At 27.8% G+C, this 19,867-nt stretch carries 19 protein-coding genes; 12 read left to right on the forward strand and 7 right to left on the reverse strand.

From position 1 onward, the window contains the following. Positions 1 to 143 precede the first annotated feature (143 nt). From HZY31_RS02330 to HZY31_RS02350, 5 genes are all read left to right on the forward strand, one after another. Positions 144 to 1,868 carry a DUF505 family protein gene (locus HZY31_RS02330; RefSeq protein ID WP_297317862.1) on the forward strand — a complete coding sequence of 575 codons (1,725 nt, stop codon included), beginning with the start codon at positions 144 to 146 and terminating at the stop codon, positions 1,866 to 1,868. Between the two features lie 117 nt (positions 1,869 to 1,985). Then, the gene (locus HZY31_RS02335; RefSeq protein WP_297317863.1) at positions 1,986 to 2,366 is read left to right on the forward strand and encodes a cupin domain-containing protein; all 381 of its coding nucleotides are present in this window, start codon (positions 1,986 to 1,988) and stop codon (positions 2,364 to 2,366) included. Between the two features lie 108 nt (positions 2,367 to 2,474). Then, positions 2,475 to 2,681: a 4Fe-4S dicluster domain-containing protein gene (locus HZY31_RS02340; protein ID WP_297317880.1), complete on the forward strand. Its 207-nt coding sequence runs from the start codon at positions 2,475 to 2,477 to the stop codon at positions 2,679 to 2,681. Positions 2,682 to 2,807: 126 nt separating this feature from the next. Continuing rightward, entirely contained in the window at positions 2,808 to 3,614 is an 807-nt protein-coding gene (locus HZY31_RS02345; RefSeq protein ID WP_297317881.1) for a GTP cyclohydrolase III, read from the forward strand. Positions 3,615 to 3,622: 8 nt separating this feature from the next. Beyond that, complete coding sequence (locus HZY31_RS02350) at positions 3,623 to 4,399, forward strand: MJ0144 family RNA dihydrouridine synthase-like protein (protein ID WP_297317864.1); 777 nt, start codon at positions 3,623 to 3,625, stop codon at positions 4,397 to 4,399. Here the strand turns inward: HZY31_RS02350 and hemA are convergent. The 3 genes from hemA to HZY31_RS02365 are packed head-to-tail and all read right to left on the reverse strand — an operon-like array spanning position 4,389 to position 7,675. Beyond that, positions 4,389 to 5,555, reverse strand: a complete 1,167-nt coding sequence (hemA, locus tag HZY31_RS02355) for a glutamyl-tRNA reductase (RefSeq protein WP_297317865.1) — start codon at positions 5,553 to 5,555, stop codon at positions 4,389 to 4,391. The genes HZY31_RS02350 and hemA overlap by 11 nt on opposite strands. Then, positions 5,530 to 6,171 carry a precorrin-2 dehydrogenase/sirohydrochlorin ferrochelatase family protein gene (locus tag HZY31_RS02360; RefSeq protein ID WP_297317866.1) on the reverse strand — a complete coding sequence of 214 codons (642 nt, stop codon included), beginning with the start codon at positions 6,169 to 6,171 and terminating at the stop codon, positions 5,530 to 5,532. The genes hemA and HZY31_RS02360 overlap by 26 nt, the downstream gene beginning before the upstream one ends. A 1-nt stretch (position 6,172) precedes the next feature. Next, on the reverse strand, positions 6,173 to 7,675 hold the full coding sequence (locus HZY31_RS02365) for a B12-binding domain-containing radical SAM protein (RefSeq protein WP_297317867.1): 1,503 nt from the start codon (positions 7,673 to 7,675) through the stop codon (positions 6,173 to 6,175). Positions 7,676 to 7,801: 126 nt separating this feature from the next. Here HZY31_RS02365 and HZY31_RS02370 point away from each other — a divergent pair, with 126 nt between their 5' ends. The 4 genes from HZY31_RS02370 (at position 7,802) to HZY31_RS02385 (ending at position 11,185) form a co-directional block, all read left to right on the forward strand. Beyond that, the gene (locus HZY31_RS02370; protein WP_297317868.1) at positions 7,802 to 8,551 is read left to right on the forward strand and encodes an acyl-CoA dehydratase activase; all 750 of its coding nucleotides are present in this window, start codon (positions 7,802 to 7,804) and stop codon (positions 8,549 to 8,551) included. Positions 8,552 to 8,567: 16 nt separating this feature from the next. Beyond that, a complete protein-coding gene (locus tag HZY31_RS02375; protein WP_297317869.1) occupies positions 8,568 to 9,065 on the forward strand; it encodes a CD3072 family TudS-related putative desulfidase in 498 nt (165 codons plus the stop codon). Between the two features lie 147 nt (positions 9,066 to 9,212). Then, entirely contained in the window at positions 9,213 to 10,334 is a 1,122-nt protein-coding gene (locus tag HZY31_RS02380; protein WP_297317870.1) for a double-cubane-cluster-containing anaerobic reductase, read from the forward strand. 131 nt (positions 10,335 to 10,465) lie between these two features. Further along, the gene (locus HZY31_RS02385; protein WP_297317871.1) at positions 10,466 to 11,185 is read left to right on the forward strand and encodes a biotin--[acetyl-CoA-carboxylase] ligase; all 720 of its coding nucleotides are present in this window, start codon (positions 10,466 to 10,468) and stop codon (positions 11,183 to 11,185) included. Positions 11,186 to 11,192: 7 nt separating this feature from the next. Here HZY31_RS02385 and HZY31_RS02390 read toward each other — a convergent pair whose 3' ends face one another. Together HZY31_RS02390 and guaB are read right to left on the reverse strand one after the other, a co-directional pair. Further along, positions 11,193 to 11,489 (reverse strand): TIGR00304 family membrane protein, encoded by a 297-nt coding sequence (locus HZY31_RS02390; RefSeq protein WP_297317872.1) that lies wholly within the window; start codon positions 11,487 to 11,489, stop codon positions 11,193 to 11,195. A gap of 25 nt (positions 11,490 to 11,514) precedes the next feature. Then, the gene (guaB, locus tag HZY31_RS02395) at positions 11,515 to 13,002 is read right to left on the reverse strand and encodes an IMP dehydrogenase (protein ID WP_297317873.1); all 1,488 of its coding nucleotides are present in this window, start codon (positions 13,000 to 13,002) and stop codon (positions 11,515 to 11,517) included. Positions 13,003 to 13,155: 153 nt separating this feature from the next. Between guaB and HZY31_RS02400 the strand changes: the two genes are divergently transcribed. Next, positions 13,156 to 14,586 carry a TrkH family potassium uptake protein gene (locus HZY31_RS02400; protein ID WP_297317874.1) on the forward strand — a complete coding sequence of 477 codons (1,431 nt, stop codon included), beginning with the start codon at positions 13,156 to 13,158 and terminating at the stop codon, positions 14,584 to 14,586. Here HZY31_RS02400 and HZY31_RS02405 read toward each other — a convergent pair. Together HZY31_RS02405 and HZY31_RS02410 are read right to left on the reverse strand one after the other, a co-directional pair. Continuing rightward, the gene (locus HZY31_RS02405) at positions 14,578 to 15,258 is read right to left on the reverse strand and encodes a translation initiation factor IF-6 (protein ID WP_297317875.1); all 681 of its coding nucleotides are present in this window, start codon (positions 15,256 to 15,258) and stop codon (positions 14,578 to 14,580) included. The genes HZY31_RS02400 and HZY31_RS02405 overlap by 9 nt on opposite strands. Positions 15,259 to 15,285: 27 nt before the next feature. Next, positions 15,286 to 15,537, reverse strand: coding sequence for a 50S ribosomal protein L31e (locus HZY31_RS02410; RefSeq protein WP_297317882.1), 252 nt, complete (start codon positions 15,535 to 15,537; stop codon positions 15,286 to 15,288). Between the two features lie 323 nt (positions 15,538 to 15,860). Between HZY31_RS02410 and mutS the strand changes: the two genes are divergently transcribed. Both mutS and HZY31_RS02420 read left to right on the forward strand, forming a co-directional pair. Then, positions 15,861 to 18,326, forward strand: a complete 2,466-nt coding sequence (mutS, locus tag HZY31_RS02415; RefSeq protein WP_297317876.1) for a DNA mismatch repair protein MutS — start codon at positions 15,861 to 15,863, stop codon at positions 18,324 to 18,326. Further along, positions 18,305 to 18,814, forward strand: a complete 510-nt coding sequence (locus HZY31_RS02420; protein ID WP_297317877.1) for a hypothetical protein — start codon at positions 18,305 to 18,307, stop codon at positions 18,812 to 18,814. Before mutS ends, HZY31_RS02420 begins: the two co-directional genes overlap by 22 nt. Positions 18,815 to 19,867 lie beyond the last annotated feature (1,053 nt).

The raw sequence follows: 19,867 nt of genomic DNA on the forward strand, positions 1-19,867 counted from the left end.
ATTTCTTTTCATTCATATATTTCTATAATCACATTTTACATTTAAAGAAAATTTTTTATAGTATTAACAACATAAATATATTTTATATTATAATAAATTTTAAAACACTATTTTAAGTAAATTTAAAAAATTAAGGTGAAATGATGTTTTTAAAGAAGAGACATCTTGAAATTTTAAGAGAAATGAAAAAAACAGATGTTCAAGAGGAAATTAGAAAGAAATTACCAGAAGACTTTAAAAGTAGAATCCTTGAATTGTTTATCTTAGGATTTGTAGAATTAGAAGATGGAAAAATAACATTTACAGATGCTGGAAAAAAGCTTATGGAAATCGTTGATAAATTAAACATTGAAGAATTACCAGATGTTTTCGTCGATACTGAGATAATAAAGATATTACAACTATTTGAGGAAACTAATTACATTCCAGAAAATTGGAAAGTTTTACTGAAAGAAAGACAGATGTTAGATGAAAATGAAAATTTAAATGAAATTGGAAAAGAAATACTAAAAATATTTACAGAAACACATCCAGTTCTATACTTAACAAAAGAAATTATTGACTTTATAAATAAAATTCCTAAAATTAGTACATTAGAAGAGTTGATTACTCACAAAAACACTGTAGAATATGGAGATAATATTGTTAATGCACTCCAAGCAATGAGAATGCTCTATATATCTCCAAGAACTGAAAGAGGGCAGGCATATACAACAACAAAAACAGCAGATTTAGCATTAAAAATATTGTCTTATGTTAAAGTATTTAATAGACCATTAATTTTAAAGGGTAGTGATATTGAATTATTAAGATCGGGAGGAACTTCAAAAGAACTTGATGAAATGGGTTTCCATGATGAGAGTGGAGTTACAGAATTAGGTAATGCGATGATAGATACTTATGAATCTATGGGAATTGTTGAAAAAAAGACATTGCCAATTTATGTATTAGACGATGAGATAAAGGTTTTAGAAGGATTGCTTAAATTAGAGGAGATTAATAAACATACTCCCGATATCTTACCAACATACAGTGAAATTCAGAGAAGAGTAGATGTTGAAGATCTTGGAGAAATTTTGCACACTCTTGAATCTAAAGAACTAATAGAAAGAAAGTTTATGAAAAATAAAGATACATACTGGGTTACAAACTGGGGTAGAACAATAGTAGAGTTAGGAGTCGTTACAACTGAGGGAATAAAGGCAATAACTTATGCATTGAGTGGAGATGTTCCAATAGCTGAGTGGGTTTTAGCAGGTAAAGAAGAAGGTTTAATAAAAAAAGGAGTTACTCAAAAAGGACATACAATGATTAAATTCTCAAAGAGTATTAAGAGAAAGCCCTATTTAACTAAATATGATATTGCAATACTTTTAAAAGTTCCTAAGGGGAAATATATACATAAAGATGAAGTTATAAAATTAGTCCAAGATCTTGTAGGAGGAGATGAAAAGGCTATAATTAAGGCTATTGGAGAAGCAGAATCTAAAGGGTTCATTGTAGAATTACAAAATAAAATTATAAAACTTACAGACCTTGGAACTGATGTTAAGACAGCAATAGAATCTGCAAAAATTAATGAACTATTATCAACAAAGTTTGGTATAACTCCAACAACGTTCAACATATTAAAAGTAATTTACAATAATTTAGATAAATTTAATAAAATTTGGAAGGAAAGTAGAGAAGAGAGAGGTTATAAGGAGGATGAAGTAAAACTCATTAAGAAGTATCTAAGTTTAAGTGATGAAGAAATTCACAAAGCTCTTGTTATTTTAAGAGCATTAGGATTCCTTGGTAAAAAAAGTATTACAAAAGCAGGAGAGATCTTAGTTAAGGCTTATGAAAAATTATATTCTTCCTCATAATCTAATTTTTTTATTCTTAAATATAATTTATATATTTAAATATGTTATTCGTATTAAGCATTCATTAATAAAGAGAAATATAAGAGTTATAAATATGCTCATTTGATAAAAATTGAGATGATAACTATGAAAATTATAAAAAGTGAATATGACAAAATTAAACCATACATTACTAAGGATGGCTCAATAATTAGAGAACTAATACATCCAAATACCCATGGAGATGTAAAACAAAGTTTAGCAGAGGCTATAGTTCCAGTAGGTTCTAAAACTTTACTACATAGACATCATAATTCAGAAGAAATATATTACATTTTGGAGGGTAGAGGATTGATAACTTTGGGAAATGAAAAATTTGAAGTCAAAAAAGGAGATGCTATAGTTATTCCTCCAAAGACCCCGCATAAAATTGAAAATATCGGTAATGTTCCATTAAAAATATTATGTTGCAGTTATCCTCCTTACTCTCATGATGATACAGAAATAATAAAGCCATAGAGGTTCTTTATTAAAACTACAAAGTTATATATAGTTGTGTGTAAAAGTGTGTAATTTGCATCCATATTATTTGAAAATATAAAAAATTAAAGGAGGGTAAAAATGAAGGTGGATATAAAGATAAACGAGGATTTTTGTAAAGGTTGCGAGATTTGTATAGTAGTATGTCCAAAAAAAGTTTATGAAAAATCAAAAAAATTAAATAAAAGAGGTGTCTATCCTCCAATCCCTGTAAATGCTGATAAATGCACATTATGTAACTTATGTATATTACAGTGTCCAGATCAGGCTATATCTATTGAGGTGCAAAAATAACAAAAATATTCTTATAGATTTTTATTTATAAATTTATCAATTACAATTTAACAATTAGAAAAGGATATAATTAAGTTACTGACTTAAATTTTTATTATTATCAAATATATTATGAGAGATGAGATAATGATTCAAATAACCGTTATTCAGATAGACAATTACGGACCTTGGACAGTTACTCCAAATCCAAGGAGAGAAAGTGATTTGCAAGCATTACAGAGTAGATTATATGCAGATTTAAATCTTATGTTTGGAGCACATAAAGGACTTGTATTTTATACAAGATTTGACAACTTAATTGCCATAACAAATGGAATTGATTTAATTACTCACAAAAGAATTCAAGAGAGTATAAGGAATAGGTATCCTTTTACTGTTAGTATGGCTATTGCATCAGCAGAAACACCCTATGAGGCTCAAAAGTTGGCGACAGAAACATTACAAGAGTATGGAAGTGCTCAGGATGAAAATAGAAAAGAGGTTTTAGATGTAGCCAATGAGTTTGTTGTTGATGGATATGTTCAAATAGCCCATATTGACATAAACAACATTACAGGAACCTTTACAGACATTGTTAGTGCTTATGATACTTATTTAAATGTAAATAAGGTTAAATTGTATCTTATGGAGGAACTATTAAAACATAAGGCTTTACTATTTTTTATAGGTGGAGATAACTTTATGGCTCCATCAAATGGTATGGATGAAGAGGATTTCCTAAAAATTTTTGATAAAATTAAAAATAAATACAATATTGAATTAAAGGCAGGAATTGGAATTGGAAAAACTGCTGAGGATGCTTCAAACTTGGCTGACATTGGATTAGAAAAGATAAGAATGAAGTTAGTAAATAAAAATATATGCGTTTTAAGACAAGAAGATATTATAGAACAAAATTTATCAACTAAAAAGTTATGTGAATTACAAAGGTGAATATTACAATGAATAAAGATATATTACTTGAATTAAATAAAAAAGTTGTTTTAGCACCAATGGCTGGAATTACTGATGGAGATTTTTGTATGCAATTTAAGGATTTGTTTGGCATTGTGACAATTGGAGGATATAATTTAGATTCCTTAACTTATGAGGCAAGTATAAAAATGGAAAAAAGAGGAAGAAAAGAATTTATAATAGATTTGAATGAATTTAATGATTATATTATAAATGAAATAAAAAAGGCAAGAAATAGTAATTCATTAGTGTCAGTTAATGTTAGATTTGTCAATATAGACGAAGCATATGATAGATTATTGACTATCTCAAAATATGCTGATATTATAGAATTAAATTGCCATTGTAGGCAGAAGGAGATAACTTCATTAGGAATTGGGCAGGAGTTAATGAGAAACAAATCTCTTTTAAAAGAATTTTTATCCATAATGAATAATTTAAATAAACCAATATTTTTAAAAATCAGATTAAATTATATTCCTTTAAGCAAATTAATAGAAAATTTAGACTATGTTAGAGACTATTTTGATGGATTACACATTGACTGTTTTTATCCAGGAAAGCCATATGCAGATTTAAACTCATTAAAAATCTTATCAGAGAATTTTAAAGATAAAATAATTATTGGAAACAATTCAGTAGATTCACTAAATAAAGCCTTGGAGATGCTAAAATATTCTAACCTTGTGTCTGTTGCAAGATGTGTATTAAAGGGAAATATTGAATGGATAAAAGAGTTAAATAAAATTAATTTCAGTTATTAACATTTTTTAAATGCTTTGCTAACTTTTCAAAAATTTCTTCATCTTCAATATTTTCAAATATCTTTATTAAGTCGTAAATTATCTTTTTGCACATAGCCTTTGAAAAGTCATCTAATACTTTATCAACAGGCTTATTTTTATTTTTTAGTATTTTTAAAGCCTTTTCCACCTCTCTTTTTCTTATATTTTCAATATACTGCCCAAATTGTTGTATTACATTTTCAAATTTCATTTTGTCGAGAATTTCCTTTAAATTTCTTAGTTCTTCCTCAATAATTAACTCTACCTTTGGAATCTCATCCTTTCTCTTTTTTAGATTTTCCTCTGCCACCAATCTTAAATCATCTATTGTAAATAAAAATATATCTGGTAGTTCTCTGATGTCATCTGTTGTATCCCTTGGATTCGCTATATCAATAATAAATGTCTTTCCAGCGTTTTTTAATCTCTCCTTATTTAAAATTGGATGTGGAGCCCCAGTGGCGGAGATGACAATATCAGCATATCTCAAAGCCTCCTCCAATTTATCAAAATTTATGGCAATTCCTCCGAGTTCTTTTGCCAATTTCTCAGCCTTTTCATAAGTTCTGTTTGCTACAATTATCGCCTTAATATTCTTTTCTTTTAACGCCTTAATAACTAAGGTAGCCATTTCTCCCGCTCCAATTAATAGAACATTTTTTCCCTCTAAACCAAAGATTTTTTCAGCCAGTTCAACAGCCGCAGAACCAATTGAAACTCCTCCCTTATTTATATTTGTTTCTACTCTCGCCCTTTGCCCAGTATGAATTGCCTTTAAAATTATCTTCTCTAATTTTTTTGATATTTTTCCTTTCTCTTTTGCCTTTAGATATGCATTTTTCAACTGTCCTAATATTTGGTCTTCTCCCACAATCATTGACTCTAAGCCACAGGCTACTCTAAAAATATGCTTTATTGCTTCATCTCCATATAGAATGTCAAATTTCTCCAAATCAATATTTTCAATTCCTCTAATTTCATCTAAACTGTCAGCGTCAAAAATTAATTCTACCCTATTGCAGGTTTGTAAAAGTATAGCGTTGTCAAACATCTTATAAAATTCCTCTTCATCAAATCTAAGTTTTTCTAACTCAGAGACATTGTATTTTTTATAATCTGCCTTTAATATTATCATTTTTCTCCCGTTCCCACTTTTTTATCAAATTTTTTAGTTCTTCTCTAAATCTTTCATCTTCAAAAATCATTTTTAATATTTTTTTTCTATCCTTTTGATTTGGATAATTTTCTTTTAAAAATTCTCTAATATTTGCTATTAAATCAATATCTTTTGATTTTAAATAATTTTCAACGAAAATTCTTATATTTTTTGCAATTAGAGGGCTTTTTCCTTTCGTGTATATGCTAAATATTACTTCATCCACTTCTGTGTATGCAGGGATTATAAAATTAACTCCTTCAACATTTGTTGAAGAATTTACGAACTTATTTAACTCCTTAGAAATTTTAACTATTCTTCTATTAATTTCATCGTTTATAGCAGAAACTATAAAGTCATAATTACTTATAATGTTTTTTAGTTCATCATCACTTAATTTATTAATATCTATTTTAATTAACTTCAAGTTTTTATTATTTTCTTTTAACTTTAAAATTTCTTCATCAAATTCCTTAGAATAAATATCAACAATGCCCCCATTTTTTAATATTTTTTTTGCTCTCCGTTTTCCAACCTCTCCACATCCAAATATAGCAATTTTTTTACCTTCAAAAGATAATAAAACAGGAAGCAATTTAATCCCCCCATAATATCCCTTCTAAATATTTTTTATATGCCTTAATTATTTTAACTTTTTTTATTTTTCCAATATATTGAGATCCATTTTTAACAACAACCATTAATCCACTATCTGGGAGATAGCCAATAGCGTCATTTTTGTTTTTAAAGTGCCTTTCTGATATTATAACCTCCAAAATTTTTCCAATATATTTTTTCTTTATTTCTAAGTTTATTTTGTTGGCAGTTTCTTTAATTAATAATGAATACTTTGAAATGTTCGGCTTAAAATTCTGAAATGCAGATATTGGAAGAGGTCTAAACTTATAGACGGTTATTTTATCAATGTAATTTTTAATTTTGTGCATAAAATTAATTGTATTCTTTACAGTTCTTTCAGTTTCTCCCGGTAATCCGTAAATAAAATAAACTTGCACCTTTAAATTATATTTTTTTGCTAATTTCACAGCTTTAAAAACATCGTTCGGAGTTGTTGGGCGTCCTAACAATCTACAATGTTCTTCATCTCTACTCTCACAGCCAATATATATTGAAGTTTTTAAATATTTACTGAATATTTTTGCCACTCTTTCATTAAATAAATTTGCCTTTATATTTTCAACTAATATATTTGCCTTATACTTATCAGCCAATTCTTTGCATTTAGATAACAATGACTCAATTGCCTCATAATTTGGTTCTGGATAGTATGGATTTATTAACTTTTCCCCTCTCTTATAATCTAAAAAATCAGGAGCAGATAAAACTATCTTTTTTACCCCTTCTTTTAATAACTCTTCTATCTCTATTAATATATCTTCTTCATCTCTACTCCTTGCATAACCAAAAACTGATGGGACAGAGCAGAAACCACAACCCGGATTTATATTTAAAGGACATTTTAATGTTCCATTTTTACATAAATTACATTTTTTATTGGTGCATAGTAATAGGGGTCTTTTAAAATTACTACAACCTCTAACAACTTCCACATATACTCTTGCAGAAAAATAGTTTTTGTAATCTTTAATTTCAGTTGATGGTGTAATTAATTTTAAATCAGTTAAAATTTCTCTTAGTGGATTTATTTTTAGTTCATCATTATCATAATCCCAGTATGTAGTTCCTTTAACTCCTTCAGCATTAAAATCTTTTTTTATCAATTCTCTTATAGTAATCTCTCCCTCTCCTACTATGCTAATATCCCCCTCTATTTTTTCTAAAAGATATAAATCATTAGCTATTGGACCTCCAATAATTATTTTACTGTTAGTTTTTAATTTAAGTTTTTCAACTAACCTTTTAATACATTTAAAATCTGATGTCATCGCACTGATAAAAATTACATCGTATTTTTTAGTTTCATTAATGTTTAAATCTTCTATTGGTATAATTTTGGCGTTAATACCTTCGTTTTGTAAAATTCCTTTAACAGTTCTCGGTCCTGCTCCTATGACATCTCTCGCTAAAACTCTTTTTCCATCTATATAGGCTAAGCAGTCAATAATTAACGATTTCATTATCTCACTAGGTTATTAATTTTTTAAAAGTAAAGGTTAAATAATCAAAACAATGCAATGAACCATAAATGAGGTTATTGTTAAAAAATTTTTAGTTTTTATATAATTTAATTATTTGGTGAGAATATGAACATTTTAGGGATAGATGTAGGTTCAACCACTACAAAATTAGTTTTAATGGAATATAAGAAAATAGTGGATTACAAAATAGAAAATATTGGTGTTGCTGTTGATGAAAGAGATATTTTAAAGATGGTTAATGAGTTTGAAAAAAAATATAATATAGATAAAGTAGTTGCAACAGGATATGGAAGGCATAAAATAACTTTTGCTGATAGAGTAGTTCCAGAGGTTATTGCATTAGGTAGAGGAGCAAATTATTTCTTTAAGGAGGCTGATGGAGTTGTTGATATTGGAGGGCAGGACAGTAAGGTTATAAAGATAGATAAAGAGGGAAATGTTGTAGATTTTATACTATCTGATAAATGTGCGGCTGGAACTGGCAAATTTTTAGAAAAATGCATAGAGATTTTAAAAATTGATGATGATATAAATAAATATAAATCAGATAGAATTGCTAAAATTTCTTCAATGTGTGCCGTCTTTGCAGAGAGTGAAATCATCTCCTTATTATCTAAAAAAACTCCAAAAGAAGATATTTTAATGGGAGTTTATGAAAGTATTTGTAATAGAATCGTCCCAATGATAAATAGATTGGGAATAAACAATATTGTATTTAGTGGGGGTGTGGCTAAAAATAAAGTTTTGGTAGAGATGTTAGAGAAAAAGTCAAATAAAAACATCTTAATTCCAAAAGAACCTCAAATTGTTTGCTGTGTTGGAGCTATATTGGAAGCGGATAGGAAGGGATTTTAAAATATTTGGTGGAAAGATGAAAGGAAAGAAAATTGCTATTGTCGCTCACTGCATATTAAATCAGAATAGTGTTGTTAATGGCTTAGAGAGAGCAGAGGGAGCATTTAATGAAATTATAGAATTGCTTTTAAAGAAAAATTATGCCATAATTCAACTCCCATGCCCAGAGATGTTGTTTTTGGGAATAGATAGGAAGGGGAGAACAAAGGAAGAATATGATACTGATGAATATAGGAAGCTTTGTAGGGAAGTTTTAAAGTCAATAATAAAATATTTAAAAGAATATAGCAAAGAGGAATTTAAATTTATTTTAATTGGGATAGAGGGTTCCCCAACATGTGGAATTTTTAAAACTGTAACAAAAGAGGGATTGATAGATGGAAGTGGAATTTTAATGGAGGAATTTTTAAAAATGTTAGAAGATAACAAAATACATATTAAAAAATTTGATTTTCCAGTAAATATGAATAAATACAACAAATTTTTAAAAGAATTAGAAAGATTGTTAAGGTAAAATCTTTTTTACTTAATGATATTAAAAATTCTAATCACTAAATTATTATTAAAATTTTAAATGATAATGTTTTTATATTCTTATGTTTCAAAAAATTTTGATGATTTTCAAAAATATGTTATTAAAAAATCTAATAATCTGGGTGATATGATGGAATTAAATGCTATAAAAAAATTAAAAGAAAAATTTGCTAATAGAAAAGAACAACTTTACAAACAAAAAGAGGAAGGAAAAAAAGTTTTTGGAATGTTCTGTGCGTTTGTTCCAATTGAGTTAATATTAGCAGCAGATGCTATTCCAGTTGGTTTGTGTGGAGGTAAAAACGACACAATTCCAATTGCAGAGGAAGACTTACCAAGAAATCTCTGCCCTTTAATAAAATCATCCTATGGATTTAAGAAGGCAAAGTCATGCCCATACTTTGAAGCGTCTGATATAATTATTGGGGAAACTACATGTGATGGTAAGAAAAAGATGTTTGAGTTATTGGAAAGAATGGTTAAAATGCATGTGATGCAACTTCCATATATAAAAACAGAAAAATCTAAAGAATTGTGGATTGAGGAAGTTAAAAAACTAAAAGAATTAATTGAAAATGTAACTGGAAATAAAATTACCGAAGAAAAATTAAAGGAAAGTGTTGAAAAAGTAAATAGAATGAGAGAATTATTCTATAAATTATATGAGTTAAGAGCAAATAAACCAACACCAATAAAAGGAATTGATGTTTTAAAGTTATTCCAATTAGCATATTTGTTGGATATTGATGATACGATAGAAATTTTAGAGGAGTTAATTAAAGAGTTAGAAGAAAGAGTTAAAAAAGGAGAAGGTTATGAAGGTAAAAGAATATTAATTACTGGCTGTCCAATGGTCGCAGGAAACACAAAAATCGTTGAATTAATTGAAGAAGTTGGAGGAGTTGTTGTAGGAGAGGAAAGTTGTACAGGAACAAGGTTCTTTGAAAATTTAGTTGAAGAACCAACTATTGAAAGTATAGCAGAGAGATACTTAAAAATACCATGTGCATGTATGTTCCACAATGATGAGAGAATTGAGAATATTAAAAGATTAGTCAAAGAGTTGAAAGTTGATGGAGTAGTATATTACACTTTACAGTATTGCCACACTTTCAATGTAGAGGGAGCAAGAGTTGAAGAAGAACTTAAAAAAGAAGGCATTCCAGTTATTAGAATTGAAACTGACTACTCTGAAAGTGATAGAGAGCAATTAAAAACAAGATTAGAGGCATTTATTGAGATGATTTAAAATCTTTTACTTTTTTCTTTATTAAATTTTTAATTAATGTATGTATCTATTTTTAAATTTAAAACAGTTAGATTTATAAAGTATATTTTATTAAAATAGAATTAGAATTATAGAATAATTGAGGGAAAGCTATGGAAATAATACATTTAAGTGAAGTAGATTCAACTAACGAATATGCTAAAAAATTAGTTGAAGAAAAAAAGAAAAATTTTGTTGTCTTGGCAGATAAACAAAGTTGTGGGAAAGGTAGATGGGGAAGAGTTTGGTACTCTGATGAAGGGGGGTTGTATTTCTCAATAGTTATTGATCCTAACGAATACAATCCAAAGGTTGTAAATTTGTTAGTTCCAATATGTATAGTTGAAACTTTAAAAAAATATGTTGATAAAGATATTGAAATAGGAATAAAATTTCCAAATGATATCGTTGTTAAAGTTAATAAAGATTATAAAAAAATTGGAGGAATATTAGTAGAACTCACTGACAAATATATGATTATAGGGGTAGGAATAGATGTAAATAATCCAATAAGGAAAGAAATTAGGGAGATAGCAGTATCTTTAAAAGAAATTGTTGGAGGAGATGTTGATAGATTAAAAATATTTAGCGATTTCTTACAAATGTTTGAAAATTACTTAAAAAAACTTGCAAATAATGAGATAGATGACTATGAAATATTAAAGAAATATAAAAAATATTCAATAACTCTTGGAAAGTATGTTAAAATATTATTATCAAATAATAAAATAGTTTCTGGAAAGGTTTATGATATTGACTTTGATGGAATAATCATAGGAACTGAGGAAGGTTTAGAAAAAATACCTTCTGGAATCTGTATTCAGGTAAGATAAAAAATTTTTATTTTATTCTTATTCCAAAAGCAAATAAAAATATCCAGACAATCATTAATATTGTTATCAATATAGAGAGTATAATTAACCCTGGAGAATTACCAAATACTATTGGTATTGGACCTATCATTATAATTCCAGAATATTCAACATTACTTTTTTCATTTTCATTATTATATTCGTTATATTTCTCATAATTCTGATTTTCTTGTATCTGAGAACTTGGTAGTATTAATCCCAAAGTAACAATAAAGAATCCGATAAACATTAAAATAATTCCTAAAAATATTAATATTGGCTTCATAATTCTTCCCCTATATATACAATTTCTATTTTCCTAAAGGATAGTTTGGAGCCTCGTTAGTAATAATAATGTTGTGTGGATGGCTTTCAACTTGACCACTTGGTGTTATAATTACAAATCTTGCCTTTTCTTGCATCTCTTTTATGTTTTTAGCTCCACAATAACCCATTGATGCCTTTAAGCCACCAACTAATTGAAATACTACTTCACTTACAGGGCCTTTATATGGAACTGCTCCCTCAACACCTTCTGGGACTAATTTAACATGCTTCATATGACTCTTTGAAGATTGGAAGTATCTATCTGCTCCAGCTCCTACTCCACCAGTCATAGCCCCTAATGAACCCATACCTCTATACTGCTTATACTTCCTTCCGTTAATAACCATTAATTGTCCAGGCGCTTCATCAGTTCCAGCCAATAGAGAGCCGAGCATAACGGCATCTGCTCCTACAGCTATTGCTTTGGCTATATCTCCACTGTATCTTATTCCTCCATCTGCAATTACTGGAATATTATATTCCTTAGCAACATCAGATACATCAGCAACCGCAGTTAATTGAGGAACTCCTACACCAGCGACAACTCTTGTTGTGCAAATAGATCCCGGCCCTATACCAACTTTTAAAATGTCAGCCCCTGCTTTAATTAAATCTTCAGCCGCCTCCTTAGTGGCAATATTACCAACGATTAATTTTATATCAGTTCCTTCTAACATTTCTTTAAACTTTTTAACATTTTCAACAACTTTCATATTGTGAGCATGGGCACAGTCAATAGCAATAGCATCAACTTCTGCCTCTATTAATGCCTTAGCCCTTTCAAAATCATGAGGACCACAAGCGGCGGCAACTAACAATCTACCTTTTTTGTCTCTTGCGGCATTAGGATATTTTTTTCTTTTTAATATATCTCTTAAAGTTATAATTCCTATCAATCTATTTTCTTCATCAACTATTGGTAATCTTTCAACTCTATTAGAATACATTAACTCTAAAGCCTCCTCTTCTGTAATATTTTCAGAGCCGCAAACTACATCTTTTGTCATGACTTCTTTAACTTTTTTGTCTTTATCCTCAATTGCCTTAACATCTCTGTGTGTTATTATTCCAACTAATTTATCTTCATTATCAACAACTGGCAAACCACTAATTGAATATATATCCATAATTTCAATAACATCTTTTATAGTATCATCTGGTGAAACTGTAATAACTTCTTTGACAACAATTTCATCAGCCTTTTTTACAGCATGAACATGATGAACTTGTTCCTCAATTGACATATTCCTATGAATAACTCCCAAACCTCCTAATCTCGCCAAAGCAATTGCCATCTCTTTTTCTGTTACTGTATCCATAGCAGCAGATAGTATAGGTATATTTAACTTTAAACCTGCTAAATCTGTAGAAACATCAGTGTCCTTTGGTTCTACCCATGAAGCATTTGGAACTAATAAAACATCATCAAATGTATATGCTATTTTAGCATTTAGTAATTTCTTTAAAAACAAACTCTCACCTTATCAACCTTTTTAACTATATTTAGAGAGGGATTATATATACTTTTTTTATTTTTTTATTTGAGTTAAAACATAAAGAATATAATTTGAAATATAATAAACAACTATTAGGAAAATACCTTATAAATAATAAAAGGTGAAATATTGAACATTTTAAATAAAAAAGATATTGAAGGAATATTAAATATATTGGGTGGAATTATTGCTATTATAGGATTATTTACATTGGTTCCTTGTATTATTGCATTTTATTACAATGAAAATACTATTTTTAATTTTTTAATTCCTGGAATATTTTTTACTATTTTTGGTTGCATATTGAAAAAAATTACAAAGCCAAGAAATTTAAAATTACATCACAGTATGATTGCATCTGCATTAGCCTGGTTAATAGCCTCTTTAATTGGGGCTATCCCCTTATATCTTTCTATTCCATATTTTTCCTATGTAGATGCAGTTTATGAAAGTATGTCTGCCTGGACTACAACAGGAATGACCTTAATACCAAATGTTGAAGTTTTACCAAAATCTGTTTTATTTTGGAGAAGTTTTCAGCAGTGGATTGGAGGGGTTGGAATTTTAGTTTTATCAGCCCTTGTTTTAGCAAGATCTGGAACTGTTGCTTATCTTTTATATGCCTCTGAAGCAAGGCAAGATAGAATAATGCCAAGTGCTATAAGCACAATAAAAACTATTGTGTGGATATATACATTATATACTATTTTAGGAATTCTCTTATTATATTTATCAGGGTTAAGTTTTTGGGAATCTATGAATTTAACAATGACTGGACTTAGTACTGGGGGAATGAGTGTAAGTAATTACAGTTTTCCATACAACGATTTAGCAAAAATTGTTATGATATGGATAATGATGGTTGGAGGGGTTATATCATTCTCAATCCATCATAGGATCTTAACTGGAAAGTATTTTAATGATATTCAAACTAAGTATGCTATAATTGTTATAACCATTGTCTCAATAATAATTTCTATAAAAGACCATATATCTATAATCGACTCTTTATTTACAGTAGTTTCTGCTATGACTTCTACAGGATTTACTACTATCAATATTGCTAATTTATCAAATCTTTCTTTATTTTTAATTATATTTTTAATGTTTATAGGGGGAGGAGCAGGAACTACAACTGGAGGAGTTAAGATAATTAGATTTTTAGTTATATTAAAAACAATGTATTATGAAATAAAAGAGGTTATATATCCAAAATCAGCAGTAATTTATGAACATCTTGATAATATTGAATTAAATTATAAAATAATTAGAGAAGCATTTGTAATATGCTTTTTATATGGAATAACCTCATTTTTTATAGCATTAATATTTATATTTTTAAGTTATGGTCCATACAAATCTATATTTGATGCAGTTTCTTTTGTTTCAAACATTGGAATGTCTTTAGGTGTTGTTACCTTAAAAACTCCTACAATTGGAAAAATCGCAGGAATTATAGGTATGTGGGTTGGTAGATTAGAATTTATACCAGTCCTTGTTTTACTTGCATCATTATCATTAAAAATTCAGAAATTACTCAAAAATAAAAAGTTAAATTAATCCTAAGGCATCTTCAATTATCAAAAGTTCTGGCCCAGTAGTGTCTCCTCCAACTATTGCTCCCTTAGAATTCGCAATTATACAAGCACCAACAGATGTAGTTCCTTTATTTGCTGTTCCTTTCCCTATGTATTCAACTTTAAATAAGTTTTTTAAAAATTCAAGTTCTTCATCTTCAACCAATGGATGAGTTAAACAACCTTTATTAGTTACTACTGCATTACTTCCAACTGTTGGAAGATCAGCAATAGTTCCTACTTCAACTTCAACATTTAAAGCATCTTCAATATCTCTTTTAAATTCTTTTAATTCTGGAGAAATTAATGCTCCATTATCATTAGTTAAAATTAAATTGCCTAAGGCAGTGTTCTTTGATTTTATAATTTTAATATTCAAATCTAAATCATTTTCTTTTAAAAAATTTTTTATTATATTTAATTCTTCATCATCTATAATTTTTGGTAATAATAGGCTATATTTATTTCCAACTGACAAAGAACCAAGTAGAGAACTACCTCCTATATTAACTTGAAGACATTTAGTTTTTAAAACTTCAGAAACTTCTTTAACATCATTTTTATCAAGAAATATTGGTAATAAGGTTATGTCTTCAGTAGTCATTGCCAATACTCCAATAGTTGAAATTCCTGAAAAGTATTTTCTTATTATCATAATTATCACTTTTTAATAAAAATAAATTTACTCTGCAAGAGTAGCAATAACTACATTATCCTTTTTAACTGCTTTTACTCTAACTCTTGCAGGAGGTTTTTGAATACCTCTCTCCCAAATCTTCTCATTTAATTCATTATCTATCTTAACAATTTCTGCCTTCATATGTCTCATTAAAAATCTCTTAATCTTCTTTATAGCTCTTGGGGCTCTTTTAGTTCTAACAGATTTGTTTATAACATCTCTCAATGGAATAGTATATATTCTCTCTTCCATTATTAACACCTCCAAAATAGTTAAAAAATATAAAAGTTCTTATAAGACATAACATTTTAAAATAGTATATTTAAAGATTACGGTATCAATTTAAAAATTATAGAATAGTGAAATTTGGAAGATTTTATATCCCACATAAGAAACTATTATATACTAATTATAGCATTATAGATTATTTGAATTCCTGCTTTTGTGATACATTATAATATTTAAATATCTTTATTTTTATTTGAATTTAAAAAGATAAAAATTTAGATTTATATAATTTACAGAATTTTAATTATTAAATTTAAATAAATTATAATAAATATAATGAAGTGATGATTATGGCAAATCTAACACCTATGATGAGGCAATATTATAGAATTAAGGAGAGATACAAAGATGCTTTATTGTTTTTTAGAGTTGGAGATTTTTATGAATTATTCAATGAAGATGCTAAAATTGCTTCAAAAGAGCTTGGCATTGTATTGACATCAAGAGATAAAAAGCATCCAATGGCTGGTGTTCCTCATCATGCAGTATTCCCATATATAAAGAGGTTGATTGAGAGAGGTTATAAGGTGGCAATATGTGAGCAGGTTGAAGACCCTTCAAAGGCTAAAGGTTTAGTTAAAAGAGAGGTTGTTAGAGTAATAACTCCTGGAACTTTAATTGAGGAAGAATTATTGTCTAAAGAGAACAACTATTTAATGTCTATATATAAAGGTTGCAAGTATGGAATTGCCTTGATAGATGTATCTACTGGAGAGTTTTTAACTACAACCGTAGATACATTTGATGAAGTTATTGCTGAAATTTTAAAATTCACCCCTGTTGAATGTATAATTCCAAAAGACTTTGAGAATATTGAGGAGATTAAGAAAAACATTCCAGTAGTTCATCCACTATCTTCTGATTATTATAATAAGGAGGAATGTATTAACCTTCTTAAAGAGTGCATAACAAACTTAAATGATGTTGATATAGAGAAAGAGTCAATATTTGCGTGTGGTTCCGCCTTAAAGTATGTTATTGAGTCATTATTGGTAAAAGACATTAAATTGAGATTACAAAAGTATATCAGTAAGGAGTATATGATTTTAGATTCAACAACTTTAAAAAATCTTGAAATTTTCAAAAATTTAATTGATGGTAGTAAGAGAGGTTCTTTAATTGAAGTTTTAGATAAAACAGTAACATCTATGGGTAGTAGATTGTTAAAGAGATGGATTCAGAGACCTTTAATAAATGTTGATGAAATAGATAAAAGATTGGAGGCAGTTGAAGAACTTTATGAAAAAAGTTTTTTAAGGCAGAATCTTAGGGAGATTTTAAAAGATGTTTATGACCTTGAGAGGATAGTTAGTAGAATAGAATATAAAAAAGCCACTCCAAAGGATTTAGTTGCTTTAAAAGATTCTTTAAAGTCAGTTGAAGAAATAAAAAACTTTAACTTTACTTCTCAAAAACTCAGTAAAATAGTTGAAGAATTAAAAACATTAAATGATGTTGTAGAACTTATATATAATGCTATTGTTGAAAATCCTCCTTTAAGTATAAAGGATGGAGGAATAATTAAAGATGGATTTTGTGAAGAGTTAGATGAGTTGAGAGAACTTAAAGAAAATCACGAAAAGTTTATTAAAGAGATTGAAGAGAGAGAAAGAAAAAATACTGGAATAGAGAAATTAAAAGTTGGCTATAATTCAGTAATTGGCTACTATATAGAAGTTCCAAAGTCAAAAATTAAGTTAGTTCCAAAACATTATAAGAGAAAGCAAACTCTATCAAATGTTGAAAGATATACAATAGAGGAATTGGAATCAATAGAAGATAAAATTTTGGCGTGCGATGAAAAAATAAAAAATTTAGAGTATGAACTCTTTATAAAAATTAGAGATAAAATTGCCGAAAGAATTGATGAAATCAGAGAAGTTGCCTTAAAAATAGCAGAGTTAGACGTATTAGCAACATTTGCTGAGGTTTCTGTATTGTATAATTATACTAAACCTAAGGTAAATAACGGTTATGACATAATTATTAAAGATGGAAGGCATCCAACTGTTGAACTTAATACTAAATTTGTCCCAAACGATGTTACATTAAATAAGGATAGTAGAATTATATTAATAACTGGCCCTAATATGGCAGGTAAATCAACATATCTGAGAATGACTGCCTTAATAACTATAATGGCTCAAATTGGTTGCTTTGTTCCAGCAAAATATGCTGTCATTGGAGTAGTAGATAGAATATTCACAAGGATAGGAACAGTAGATGATATTACAAGGGGTTATAGTAGTTTTATGGTTGAAATTGCAGAAGTAGGGCAAATACTAAAAAATGCAACGAGTAAAAGTTTAATTCTATTGGATGAAGTTGGGAAGAGTACTGGAAGTAGAGACGGGACAAGCTTAGCGTGGGCTATTGTTGAATACATACACAAAATAGGATCTAAAACATTATTTGCTACTCACTATCATGAACTGGCAGAACTTGAAAGTATCTTAGAAGGCGTTAAGAATTATCATTTTAGAATTATAGAGGGAGAAACCTTAGAGTTTGATAGAAAGATTAGGAGAGGAGTTAGTAAAGAAAGTTATGGAATAAAGATTGCTGAGTTAGTTTTACCTAAGGAGGTTGTTGATAGAGCATATGAAGTTTATGAAAATTTAAATAAAGAAATGAATGGCAGTGTAAAAAGTTTATTGAAAGAAATTGCCAATATAAATACTAACAACTTAACTCCAATACAGGCATTGATAGAGTTAGATAAAATTGTGAAAAAATGCAAAGAGATGAAACTTTAAAGGTTAAAGATAGGATATTAAAGATTATAGATGAGCTTAATGAGATAAATAGGGAGTTGAAAAATAAAGCAATAGAAAAGGCAATAGAAAATTTAAAAATTGCTGTTTATGCAGATAAGATTGGCTCAGAGGGTTTTTATCACAATTATATGAGGGAAAAGTTATTGGAAATGTTTCAAGGTAGTCAATATATTGAATCCTCTGGAACTAAAATATCTAATTTAGGTTTTAGACCTGATTTAGTTATTATAAATAAAAAAGAATTAATAATTGCTGAAATAGAAACTAATAATAAGAGGGCTTTAAGAAAAATGGAAAAAATCGCAAAAGTTTTAGATAAATTAAAAAATCTTCCAATTGCAACAAATAGAAATGTTAGAATAATATTCTGTTTGTTAGAGACAAATGATAAAATCATCACTAAGGCAAAAAAGCATAACTTTGAGATATTTGTTTTAGACAATTTTGAGATTAAAAGATTAATATAATTTTTACAAATTTTCATATTTTTATAATATTTACTTTTGGGACTTGATAATATCAAATCGTAAAAAAATTTTGTTTTTTATTATAATAATATTACAATTTTAAAATTTTTTATATTACTGTAATATTTTTTTGTCATTTATATGATTTTATAATATTCAGATCAAGATTTTCCCGAGGTTCGTTATTACTTTTAAAAAAGATGTGAATATAGAAATTTATGAGTTTAATAGGAAATAAAAGATATTTTGCTCTTCTTTTATACTTAAAAGATTATAGATAAATTAAAAAATTTAAATTTATGATATATATTCGTAATATTATCCTTATAGATTTTCATATAAGCATATTATTCATTTTCGAGATTTGATAATATCATATCATAAGAAAATTCTGTTTTTTATTATAATAATATTATGATTTTAGAATTTATCATATTACTATAATATTTTTTTAGTATTTTTATGATTTTGTAATATTCAGATAGAGATTTTCCCGAGGGCCGTTATTACTCTTAAAAAAGATGTGAATATAAAAACTTATAAATATTTTATGTTATTAAAAAAATAAAGAATTTAAATGCTTTTATCCCCTTTGGGGCCTGATTTTAAACTGAACGATTTCGATAGAAATAATTTAGCTAAAAAGATGTTTCCATCCCCTTTGGGGCATGATTTTAAACACTTCTTATTCCTGTTATGCCATCTATTATACATCCATGTTTCCATCCCCTTTGGGGCATGATTTTAAACAGGACACAATTTGAAGAGATAATTTTCTAAAATTACTTTATTATTCTCCTTTATATAGGGGTTATAGTTCGGAGGGTCAATTACCCTTGTTATTTATATACCTCCGAACTTATATATAAATTTTTCTATTCTTAATAATTACTTTAAAAATCCTTAAAATTTTTAATATTAACCTAATTATCGAGGAAAATTAAAGATAAAAATAAACTATAAAAATCTCCAAAAAATCTCAATAATTTAATAAAATTAAATATTCAAATTAATCAAAATAGAAGACCCTTCGAAATTTCATAAAAATTTTTA

Origin of the sequence: Methanocaldococcus sp. (assembly GCF_024490875.1) — an archaeon.
Taxonomy (GTDB): domain Archaea; phylum AGJL01; class Methanococci; order Methanococcales; family Methanocaldococcaceae; genus Methanocaldococcus.

Coding starts and splice junctions, on each gene's coding strand:
- HZY31_RS02345 (WP_297317881.1), top strand. CDS start 2,808: ATGATTCAAATAACCGTTATTCAGATAGACAATTACGGACCTTGGACA.
- HZY31_RS02380 (WP_297317870.1), top strand. CDS start 9,213: ATGATGGAATTAAATGCTATAAAAAAATTAAAAGAAAAATTTGCTAAT.
- HZY31_RS02385 (WP_297317871.1), top strand. CDS start 10,466: ATGGAAATAATACATTTAAGTGAAGTAGATTCAACTAACGAATATGCT.
- HZY31_RS02365 (WP_297317867.1), bottom strand. CDS start 7,675: ATGAAATCGTTAATTATTGACTGCTTAGCCTATATAGATGGAAAAAGA.
- mutS (WP_297317876.1), top strand. CDS start 15,861: ATGGCAAATCTAACACCTATGATGAGGCAATATTATAGAATTAAGGAG.
- hemA (WP_297317865.1), bottom strand. CDS start 5,555: ATGATAATATTAAAGGCAGATTATAAAAAATACAATGTCTCTGAGTTA.
- HZY31_RS02375 (WP_297317869.1), top strand. CDS start 8,568: ATGAAAGGAAAGAAAATTGCTATTGTCGCTCACTGCATATTAAATCAG.
- HZY31_RS02420 (WP_297317877.1), top strand. CDS start 18,305: ATGCAAAGAGATGAAACTTTAAAGGTTAAAGATAGGATATTAAAGATT.
- HZY31_RS02350 (WP_297317864.1), top strand. CDS start 3,623: ATGAATAAAGATATATTACTTGAATTAAATAAAAAAGTTGTTTTAGCA.
- HZY31_RS02335 (WP_297317863.1), top strand. CDS start 1,986: ATGATAACTATGAAAATTATAAAAAGTGAATATGACAAAATTAAACCA.
- HZY31_RS02370 (WP_297317868.1), top strand. CDS start 7,802: ATGAACATTTTAGGGATAGATGTAGGTTCAACCACTACAAAATTAGTT.
- HZY31_RS02330 (WP_297317862.1), top strand. CDS start 144: ATGTTTTTAAAGAAGAGACATCTTGAAATTTTAAGAGAAATGAAAAAA.
- HZY31_RS02390 (WP_297317872.1), bottom strand. CDS start 11,489: ATGAAGCCAATATTAATATTTTTAGGAATTATTTTAATGTTTATCGGA.
- HZY31_RS02405 (WP_297317875.1), bottom strand. CDS start 15,258: ATGATAATAAGAAAATACTTTTCAGGAATTTCAACTATTGGAGTATTG.